The sequence below is a fragment of the Rubrivirga sp. genome (genome assembly GCF_049648075.1).
GTDB lineage: Bacteria > Bacteroidota > Rhodothermia > Rhodothermales > Rubricoccaceae > Rubrivirga.
In genome coordinates this window covers 1-9,052 of record NZ_JBARYR010000305.1, presented here as the reverse complement: position 1 = coordinate 9,052, position 9,052 = coordinate 1, and the positions used below count along the sequence as shown (strand labels likewise).

The following is a 9,052-nucleotide window of genomic DNA, read 5'->3' as shown; positions in this document are numbered from 1 at the left end:
CAGCCACGGGACCGACGCTGGGCACATGGACGGCGACGCGTCAGGCCTCGAGAATGGGCCGTGCGCCGTACCTCTACGACGCGTCCGTCGGCGCTGGGCTCGGCATCATGGGACGGCTCCGCGACCTCGTCCGAACGGGCGACCGCGTCCACGAGATCGAGGCCGTGCTCTCGGGCACGCTGTCGTTCGTGATGACTCGGATGCGGGGCGGCGCCCTGTTTTCTGAAGCCGTCCGTGCCGCCCGCGACGCCGGCCTCACCGAGCCCGACGTCCGCGACGACCTGTCGGGCCGAGACGTCGCCCGCAAGCTCGTCCTGCTCGCCCACGAAGTCGGCCTCGAGGCCGACGCCGTCGAGATCGAGAGCCTGATCCCGGCCGGCCTCGAGGACGTGCCGCTCGAAACGTTTTGGGAGCGGCTGTCGGAGTCGGACGCGGAGTGGAAACAGCGACTCGAGGGCGCGGACGAGGTGCAGTACGTGGCTCGCGTCGGTGCGGACGGGGCCGTCCGGGCGGGCGTCGAGCCCATCGACCGGACGTCGCTTCTGGCGGCGCTCGGGCCATCGGAGATCGCCGTCGCCGTCCGGACCGAGCGATCGGCCCAACACCCCGTCTTTTTCCAAGGCCCCGGCGCCAACGTCGAGGTCACGTCGTCTGTCGTCCTGGCCGACATCGTCCGCGCCGCCGAGGGGATCCGGTAGGCACGGCCTCGAGGCCGCCGCGGTCGTGGTGGAACGGACGCCCTCGAGGGCGCGTCGGGACGGACCCCGAACATCGACCCCGCATGATCATCGCCTTGGTAGGAACGGGACGGATGGGCCAGGCCGTCGAGGCCGTCGCCGTGGAGCGCGGCCACACCGTCGCCGCCCGGTTCGACGCCGACCACCCGCTGCTCGACGCCCGCGACGACTCCGCCCTCGAGGACGCCGACGTCTGCATCGACTTCTCAGTCCCGGACGTCGCCCTCGACCACATCCACCGCTACGCCTTCTGGGGCGCCGACGCCGTGGTCGGGACGACGGGGTGGACGGACAAGCTCGAGACGGTCCGCGACTGGATCGAGGAGGGGCAGGGCGGGATGCTGTGGGCGCCCAACTTCTCCCTCGGCCTGGCCCTCGTCGAACGCGCTCTCGGAGGCGTCCTGCCGCTGCTCAACGACCTCGAGGAGTACGACGTCGCCGTCCACGAGGCGCACCACACGGGCAAGCTCGACAGCCCCAGCGGAACGGCGCTTCGGCTTGCCGAGGTCTTGCTCGCAGGACTAGACCGGAAGACTGCCCTCGAGGTCGAGACGCAGCACGGCGCCGTCGAGGCCGACGCGTTGCACGTCACGAGCCAGCGCGTCGGGCACGTCCTGGGCGAACACACGGTGACACTCGACAGCGAGGTGGATCAGATCCAGATCGTCCACACGGCCAAGAGCCGGCGTGCGTTCGCCGTCGGGGCCGTGCGCGCGGCCGAGTGGGTTCGAGGACGGAAGGGGCTGTTCACCCTCGACGACATGATCGACGACGGCATCGGGCGGGGGGCGTGATCGCGTAGCCGCTCGGAGCCTCCGACCCGTTCCCGCGTTCCTCTTGTCCTTTCCCACCCGCCCCTGCCACCGATGGGTCCCGCCCGACAGCCCCTGTTCTCCGGCACCGCTCCGGCCCTCGTCACCCCGTTCACAGCCGACGGGAGCGCCATCGACGAGGCTGCGTTCCGCGCTCTCATCGACTATCAGATCGAGGGAAGCCGCTTCGACGGCCGGCTCTTCGAGGGCGTCGAGGCGCTCGTCGTGCTGGGGACCACGGGCGAGAACCCGACCGTGACGCATGCCGAGCGCCGGCACCTGGTGGACGTGGCGCTGGACCAGGCGGCGGGGCGCGTGCCGGTCGTCATCGGGACCGGGACCAACGACACGGCCTCGAGTGTCGCGTACTCGACCGAGGCCGCAACGGCGGGAGCCGATGGACTGTTGGTGGTCGGGCCGTACTACAACAAGCCGACGCCCGACGGCGTCGTCGCACACGTCGCCTCCATCGCCGACGCGACCGACTGCCCGATCATCTTGTACAACGTGCCCAGCCGGACGGGCTCGAACCTGAGCGCCGAAACGACCCTGCGCGTCCTCGAGGACGTCCCGACCGTCGTCGGTGTGAAGGAGGCGTCGGGGAATCTGAACCAGGTCGCGGACGTCCTCGCCCACGCGCCCGACGGCGTCGCGGTCTACTCCGGCGACGACGACCTGGCGTTGCCGGCGGTCTGCCTCGGGGGCTCGGGTCTGATCTCCGTCATCGCGAACGCGGCCCCTGGACCCGTTGCCGAGATGGTCCGCCGCGCGCTCGCGGGGTCCCTCGAGGGCGCCCGCGCGCTCCACTACGCACTGTTGGACGCGATGCGTGCGAGCTTCGTCGAGTCGAACCCGTCGCCGCTCAAAGCCGTCTTGGCCGCCCAGGGCCGGATGGAGGCGGCCGTCCGGCAGCCCCTCGCCCCGCTCTCGGAGCCCGGCTCCGACGACGTCTTCTCCGCCTACGCCGATCTCATCGAGGCCGGCGCCGTCCCCGCCTCCGCCTGATGGCCTACCGCCCCGACCTCGAAGAAACGCTCGCCCGCTACGCCGACGTCTGGAACACGACCGACGGCGATCAGCGCTGGGGCCTGGCCCACTCGTGTCTGTCCCCGGACGCGATCTACACGGACCCGCACGAGGTCAAGCCGGTACGGGGTCAGGCGGCGATGACGGCGTTCGCGGCGCTGTTCCAGGAGCAGGTCGGCTGGACGTTCGAGTGGGCCGGGACGCCGGACGCGCATCATGAGTGGGTCCGCGTCCCGTGGCGCTTGGCCGAGGGCGGCGAGACGCGAGCGACCGGGCTGTTCGTGGCGTCGATCGACTCGGAGAACCGTCTCCACCGCATCATCCACTTTGTCGACGGCGAGTGACGGATCCCGTCTCTCCTAGCCTAGCGGCTCTCGCGTGTGGGGTGGCTCCACGGGACCGCCCCTCTCGTGATCATCCTCCCGCTCGTTCTCGAGGCCCCGACGTGATGCGCGTCCTCGAGGGCGAGATCTCGTACTCCGATCCACTTGCGAAAGGGTTCTGCCCGGCGATGTGGACCCACGGCATTGTCCTGAACGGGGCCGCTCTCGTGCCGCACCCCGTCCGCCCTCGAGGCCGAGAACGCGTCACGTCCGACGTGCGTCCAGACGCGAAACCAACCCCTGACATTCGATGACCGACCTCGACGCCCTCCGCTCCGACCTCGAGGCTCACGCCGATGTGCCCGGCGATGGCGCCCGCGCCGTGTTCGAGCGCCTGCTCGACGCCCTCGAGGCCGGGGACGTGCGCGCAGCAGACCGCGATACCGGCGGCGTGTGGCGAGCCAACGGCTGGGTCAAGCGCGGTATCCTGCTCGGCTTCCGGCTGGGCGAGATCGTGGACCTGTCCGGCGACGAGTTCGCCTTTTTCGACAAGGACACCTACCCGATCCAGCGCTTCGGCGTCGACCGGGGCGTCCGCGTCGTGCCGGGCGGGTCGACGGTTCGCCGCGGCTCGCATATCGCGTCGGGCGTCGTCTGCATGCCGCCGATGTACGTCAACGTCGGCGCTTACGTCGGGTCTGGGACGATGGTGGACAGCCACGCGTTGGTGGGGAGCTGCGGCCAGATCGGGGAGCGCGTGCACCTGAGCGCGGCGGCCCAGGTCGGCGGCGTCCTCGAACCCATCGGCGCGGCGCCGGTCGTCGTCGAGGACGACGTGTTCGTCGGCGGCGGGTGCGGGATCTACGAGGGGACCGTCGTCCGCCAAGGCGCGGTGCTGGCCGCCGGCGTCATCCTGACGCGCTCGACGCGGGTCTACGACCTGGTCCACGAGACCGTCATCCGGTCCAGCGCCGACGCGCCGCTCGAGATCCCCGAAAACGCCGTCGTCGTCCCAGGCTCGAGGGCGGTCGACTCCGCCTTTGGCCGCGAGCACGGCCTGAGCTTGTCGGCCCCGAGCATCGTCAAGTACCGCGACGCCTCGACGGACGCCTCCACCACCCTCGAGGACGCGCTGCGCTAGCCGGCCTCGAGGGCGGCGCTATGGGAAGCACGGGTCGGCGCCGGCGTTGGCCTGGACCCAGTTCGCGATCCGGCCCGCGGCCTCGAGGACGCTGCCGTCGTCGACTCGGACGCCGGAGTAGACCAGGGCCGCGAAGACCTCCGGGACGGCGACTCGCTTGGGCTCGCCGCCGAAGGTCTCGCCTCCTCCGCAGGTTCTCTGGTTGTCGGACGAGTCGATCATACCGTCCGACTGGACGCGACCCGCGAGCCAGCGTGCTGCTTGAGACAGGGCGTCGCGCAGCCGAGCGTCGTCGTAGCCGGCCGCGACCAAGTCCTCGCCCAGGCCCAACGCCACGCCTTGGTAGCTCGTGTCATGGCCGCCGCCCTCGACAAAGTGCCCGTCGTCGGCGAGGAGGCCGAGGGCGCCGCCGACGAACCTCGAGGTCGCGGCTGCCGCACGGGCTCGAATGTCCGGGTCTTCCGAGAGGGCTCCGCAGGCGTGGAACGAGCGGGCGTCGAACAGCAAGCGATTCGGAGCGCTCTGGTCCGCCTCCTCGAGGAGGTCTTGCTGGGTCAGAAGCCACGCGACGGCCGAGCCGAGCCGGGCGCGGACACGTCGGCGTCGATCTGTCGGTACGACTGCTCCCATCGGACCGGCGGCCTCGAGGGCGAAGAGTCCCAGGCACGCGTCTCCGAGAAAAAACGCGGCCCCGCTGGCGATGTCCGTCGGAGACGGCTGGACGCCGAGTTCCGGCGGGAGCGTCGGGGGAACCCGACCGTCGTCCTCGATGGTGACGGCGGCGACCTCGAGGGCGCGGAAGGCCCGAGCCGCCTGCGCCGGCCGGTCGGCGGCGAGGGCCGTTCGGAGAGCTCCGCCGGCTCCGAGTTGGAACCGAGGCGAGTAGAGCGCTCCCCACGTTCGGTTGCGACCGATCAGACCGGAGTCGGCGGACGGTAGGAACGCAGCGGCTCGCGCCTCCAGCTCATCCGGGAAGGCGGCGTGGGCTCGCGCGTCGGCCTCGATCAACCCCGCAAAACCGGGCGGTTCGACGATCTCGGGAGCCGCCGTGCTGCACCCGACGCCCGCGGCCACCGCGACGAGCATCCAGAGGGCCGAAGACGGCGATCCTTCAGCAGGTGGCATGGCGAGCGAGGACGGCCGCCGTCGACCTCGAGGGCGGCCTATCGGGTGCGGAACAGCGAGCCAGCGAGGGCGACGAATGCGGTGTACACGGCGCTCCCGAGCCACAGGCCGAACACCAGGAACGGCGTCCGCGTGGACTGGTCGAGGGCGAGCACGATCGTCATCAGCCCGTTGTGGACCATCGCGACGACGAGCGCGCCGACGAACGCCTGGACCGGCGTCAGCCTCAGGTTCTCACCTTGCTCGGACCGGAACAGCCCGATCACGAAGCCCATCAGCGTTTTCAAGACGGTGTTCAGCCCCAGGGTTTCCGGCATAACCAGGAAGTCCATCGCCAGACCCATCCCGAACCCCGTCACGGCACCCTCGACGCGTCCTCGACGGAGCGCCACGTAGGCGACGTACAAGAGGACCACGTCCGGCCAGACGTCCCAGAGCTTGAGGTTGCTCAGGAGCCACTGGAGGAGGACCACGGCCAGGCCCAGGGCGACCTGGCGGAGGACGTTCGGCATTAGAAGGGCGGGGGAGAGGGGCGGTCGAAGCTACGTCGAGGGCTCCCTACGCCCGAGCGGCGCGTCCGGTCCTCCCACGGCGAAGCGGTCGGGCCGAGAGCGTCCTCGAGGCCGAGATCAGCCACTCGTGTGGCAGGAGTCCTCGAGGTCGCGCCAAGCACAGGCGTCACGCTTGCGTCCTCGAGGACGCTACTCCTCGTCGACGGGGACGCGGCGGCCTGTCGCCATGGCGCGCACGATGTCGTCCTGGGCGCTCGCGATGCTCCGTCCTCGAGTCGTGTAGTTGTTCGCCATCAACGCGAACACGTAGGGCGTCCCGTCGGGGCCGTCGACGTAGCCGGCGAGGCAGCGGACGGCCAGGAGCGAGCCGGTCTTGGCGCGGACCGGCACGCCCGACAGACGGTTGCGCAGCGTCGAGCCGGCCCCGCCGCCCTCGGGGAGCGACTGCTGGAACGACCTCGAGGCCGGGTGATTCCGCATCGTACGGAGCACGGCCGCGAGGGACGACGGCGTCACCATGTCTTTCCGCGAAAGCCCTGAGCCATCGGCGATGTAGAGGCCGTCGCCGTCCACGCCGGCGCGCTCGACCAAGGCCTCAATCTGATCGGCCCCGCCGTCGACGGTGCCGCCGCCGAGCGTGCGGAGGACCTGCTCGGCGTACAGGTTGTCGCTCTCGCGGTTGATCCGCACCACGATCTCGTCGAGCGTGGGCGAGACGTAGGCCTGGAGCGGCTCGGCGCCCTCGTAGCTCGGCTTCGAGGTCGTGTCGTCGATGTCGACGCGCTGGGCGCGGCCGACCTCGATGCCGGCTTCCTCGAGCCGGAGCGCGAAGGCGTGGACGGCGAACAGCGTCGGGTTGGCGACCGGCACGCGCAGCGTTCCTCGGTAGCCGTTCGGGACGCCGCCGCGCAAGACGAACGTGTCCGTGCCCAACGTCCGCTCGACGTCCAGACGGCCCCCGCCGGATCTCGTCACGACATCGCCCTCGACGGTGGCGAAGCCGGCGGGATCGGCCTCGAAGACGGGCGGCTGCCCTGGCGACGTACCCCGGATCGAGATGTTGACCAGGTTGTCGCCCCAGACCAGTCCGCCCGCGGCCGGCGCGTAGCTCTCCGTCGCGATGTGCGTCACGTCCCAGCCCTCGCCGTAGCGCGCGTCCTCGAACACGTCGTCGTCGCCGACGATGCGGCCCTCGATGCGCTGGACGCCCGCATCCGCAAGAGCCTGTGCCCAGTCACGGAGCGGATCGCCCTCGCCCTCGCTCCCGAACGTCGGGTCGCCGGAGCCGCGGATGACCAGGTCGCCGGTGAGAGTGCCGTCTGGGGAGACTTGGCCTAGGTGGTAGAGCCGCGTCGTGTAGCGGAACGTCGGGCCGAGCCGGTCGAGAGCGGCGGCCGTGGTCATCAGCTTCAGGTTCGAGGCCGGGAGCAGGTTCTGCTCCGCGTTCCGGCTCAGGACCACGCGGCCCGTCCGGGCGTCCTGGATCACGATGCCCCAGATGGCCGAGGGCAGGTCGGCGTCCTCCAGGATCTCGTCGATGATGGCCAGGGTCTCGGCCTCGACGGAGTCCGTGTCCGCTTGCGAAGGCGAGGCGTGCCACAAGACGGCGCAGATGGCGAGGAGGGCGGCGAGCGCGGAGCGCAGGAGCATGACGTGGGGAGCGGACCGGTCGGGCAAGCTAGCCGATCGCCCTCGAGGGCGATGCCTAGACGATGTACGAAACGACGGTCGTTGGACTTTATCTTGTGACCGCTCCAACGCCCCCCGCATGGCCCGCAAAAAGCGCCGCTCCGCCTCGAAGACGACCCGCTCCTCCACGAGCCGGTCCGTCACGACGATGCCGTTCGACGGCATCAACTACCGCTTGCTGCTCGGGGCGATCGGCCTGATCGTGCTGGGCTACACGGTGATGCTGGTCGACAACCGGCTGAGCGACAACCCGGTCGACAGTGTGTTCTCGTTGTGGGTCGCGCCCCTCCTGCTGCTCGCCGGCTACGTCGGCGTCGCCGGGGCCGTCCTGTGGGGCGTCCCGCGTGACGTCGCTCCCGACCTCGAGGTCGAGCCCGACGTCGTCGTGGTCGACGCGCGGTCCTAGCGCCGTGCGGCTCGTCGTCGTTGTAGCCCTCCTCGCCGCTGGGTGCGGGGGCGAGTCCCAGGGCGTGGAGGTCACCGAGGCCGACGACTCGCCGCCCTCGAGGACGGTCCGTCCGCCCGACCCGCGGGCACCTCTGGATACGGTCTACGCGGACTCCGGGCTGTTCGTGGACCCGTCGCTGCAGCTCGACAGCTTGAGTGCCGACTCGCTCCGTCGTGACAGCGTCCGTCAGGACTCGCTCGCGCAGGTGCCGGTCGCCCCGGACTTCCGCACGTTCTGGCCCGAGTTCCGCATCGCCCTCGAGGACGGACCCGCTGCCGCAGCATCGCTTGCCGCCATCGAAGGCGATGCGGAGTCCGCGATTGGGCGCCTCCTGGTCGGGCCGTTTCTGGACGGCGCACTAGCCCTCTCGGCGAGAGACTTCCGTCGAGCCGCGACCTCGAGGATGGCGACGGTCATCGTCGGGTACGACGCCGATGGGACCGCCGTGCCCCAAGAGAATGCGCTGACCGAGTCGGCCGTGACGTTGCGGTTCGACGTCCTCGAGGGCGAGTACCGGCTGGTCGGCCTCGAGGTCGCGGGCTAGGCGTCCGTCGCGTCGGAGCTCTCCACGAGAGCGCGCAAGCGCGGGTGCCGCTCGAACACGCCCTCGGCCTCGAGGCTGTCGCGGAGGCTCGTCGCGGAGGGGGATTCGGCGCGGGCCTCGTCCTCGAGGTCGGTGAGCAGGCCGTCGACGTAGCGGTAGTCCTCGACGTCGTGGCCGGCCTCGAGCGCCCGTGCCCTGCAGTCTTCGTGGTTGTCGATGGTAGCAGCGACGTCGGCGGCGGTCGCGAGGGCGGCCTCGGGCTGCTGCCACGCGAGGTAGAGGCAGGACTGCGGATCGCCCTGGGCGACCCCGTCCTCGAGGTGGCGGAGTTTCGCATCGTCGTCCTCGAGGATGCTCGCGACTAAGGCGAGGGTGAACGGGTCGCCGTCATCGTCCACGAGGTCGTGGTAGACGACCTCTGCGTGGTCGCGGTCTCCGTTGTGGATGGCCCAGCTGGCCTCCGACAAGGCCACGCGGTCGCGGTCCTGCGGCGCGCAGGCGGAGAGAACGGCGAGGGCGACGAGAACGGTGCGCATCGAGGTCGAGGGGAGATCTCCCTCCGTATCGGCGGTCGGCCTCGAGGTCGCGTCCGCCGAGTCAGATTGGAACGAGCGCGTTCCGTCCTCGAGGTCGGCTACTGGTAGATCCGGTACGCCTCGGCCGCGTCCCCAAACGCCGCCGCCTCCGCGTCCCAC

At 70.7% G+C, this 9,052-nt stretch carries 11 protein-coding genes and 1 pseudogene; 8 read left to right on the top strand and 4 right to left on the bottom strand.

Annotated features, from left to right (window positions below; all coding sequences use genetic code 11):
* The 6 genes and pseudogenes from WBA11_RS09085 to WBA11_RS09060 form a co-directional block, all read left to right on the top strand.
* Nucleotides 1-698 (top strand): annotated as a pseudogene (locus WBA11_RS09085) (hypothetical protein); the annotation flags it as partial.
* 83 nt (nt 699-781) lie between these two features.
* Complete coding sequence (gene dapB / locus WBA11_RS09080; RefSeq protein ID WP_424520380.1) at nt 782-1,531, top strand: 4-hydroxy-tetrahydrodipicolinate reductase; 750 nt, start codon at nt 782-784, stop codon at nt 1,529-1,531.
* Between the two features lie 72 nt (nt 1,532-1,603).
* Nucleotides 1,604-2,554: a 4-hydroxy-tetrahydrodipicolinate synthase gene (dapA, locus tag WBA11_RS09075; protein ID WP_424520379.1), complete on the top strand. Its 951-nt coding sequence runs from the start codon at nt 1,604-1,606 to the stop codon at nt 2,552-2,554.
* Nucleotides 2,554-2,919 carry a hypothetical protein gene (locus WBA11_RS09070; protein WP_424520378.1) on the top strand — a complete coding sequence of 122 codons (366 nt, stop codon included), beginning with the start codon at nt 2,554-2,556 and terminating at the stop codon, nt 2,917-2,919. The genes dapA and WBA11_RS09070 overlap by 1 nt, the downstream gene beginning before the upstream one ends.
* 101 nt (nt 2,920-3,020) lie before the next feature.
* A complete protein-coding gene (locus tag WBA11_RS09065; RefSeq protein WP_424520377.1) occupies nt 3,021-3,212 on the top strand; it encodes a hypothetical protein in 192 nt (63 codons plus the stop codon).
* Complete coding sequence (locus WBA11_RS09060) at nt 3,209-4,039, top strand: 2,3,4,5-tetrahydropyridine-2,6-dicarboxylate N-succinyltransferase (RefSeq protein ID WP_424520376.1); 831 nt, start codon at nt 3,209-3,211, stop codon at nt 4,037-4,039. Before WBA11_RS09065 ends, WBA11_RS09060 begins: the two co-directional genes overlap by 4 nt.
* 18 nt (nt 4,040-4,057) lie before the next feature.
* Here WBA11_RS09060 and WBA11_RS09055 read toward each other — a convergent pair whose 3' ends face one another.
* The 3 genes from WBA11_RS09055 to dacB form a co-directional block, all read right to left on the bottom strand.
* The gene (locus tag WBA11_RS09055; protein ID WP_424520375.1) at nt 4,058-5,164 is read right to left on the bottom strand and encodes a hypothetical protein; all 1,107 of its coding nucleotides are present in this window, start codon (nt 5,162-5,164) and stop codon (nt 4,058-4,060) included.
* Between the two features lie 38 nt (nt 5,165-5,202).
* Nucleotides 5,203-5,676 (bottom strand): rod shape-determining protein MreD, encoded by a 474-nt coding sequence (gene mreD / locus WBA11_RS09050; protein WP_424520374.1) that lies wholly within the window; start codon nt 5,674-5,676, stop codon nt 5,203-5,205.
* A gap of 189 nt (nt 5,677-5,865) precedes the next feature.
* Complete coding sequence (dacB, locus tag WBA11_RS09045) at nt 5,866-7,353, bottom strand: D-alanyl-D-alanine carboxypeptidase/D-alanyl-D-alanine endopeptidase (RefSeq protein ID WP_424520373.1); 1,488 nt, start codon at nt 7,351-7,353, stop codon at nt 5,866-5,868.
* A gap of 91 nt (nt 7,354-7,444) precedes the next feature.
* Here dacB and WBA11_RS09040 point away from each other — a divergent pair, with 91 nt between their 5' ends.
* Nucleotides 7,445-7,771: a hypothetical protein gene (locus tag WBA11_RS09040; protein WP_424520372.1), complete on the top strand. Its 327-nt coding sequence runs from the start codon at nt 7,445-7,447 to the stop codon at nt 7,769-7,771.
* Nucleotides 7,772-7,775: 4 nt separating this feature from the next.
* Nucleotides 7,776-8,357, top strand: coding sequence for a hypothetical protein (locus WBA11_RS09035; protein ID WP_424520371.1), 582 nt, complete (start codon nt 7,776-7,778; stop codon nt 8,355-8,357).
* Here WBA11_RS09035 and WBA11_RS09030 read toward each other — a convergent pair.
* Nucleotides 8,354-9,052 (bottom strand): hypothetical protein (locus WBA11_RS09030; RefSeq protein ID WP_424520370.1); only part of this gene is annotated, 699 nt, incomplete at its 5' end. The genes WBA11_RS09035 and WBA11_RS09030 overlap by 4 nt on opposite strands.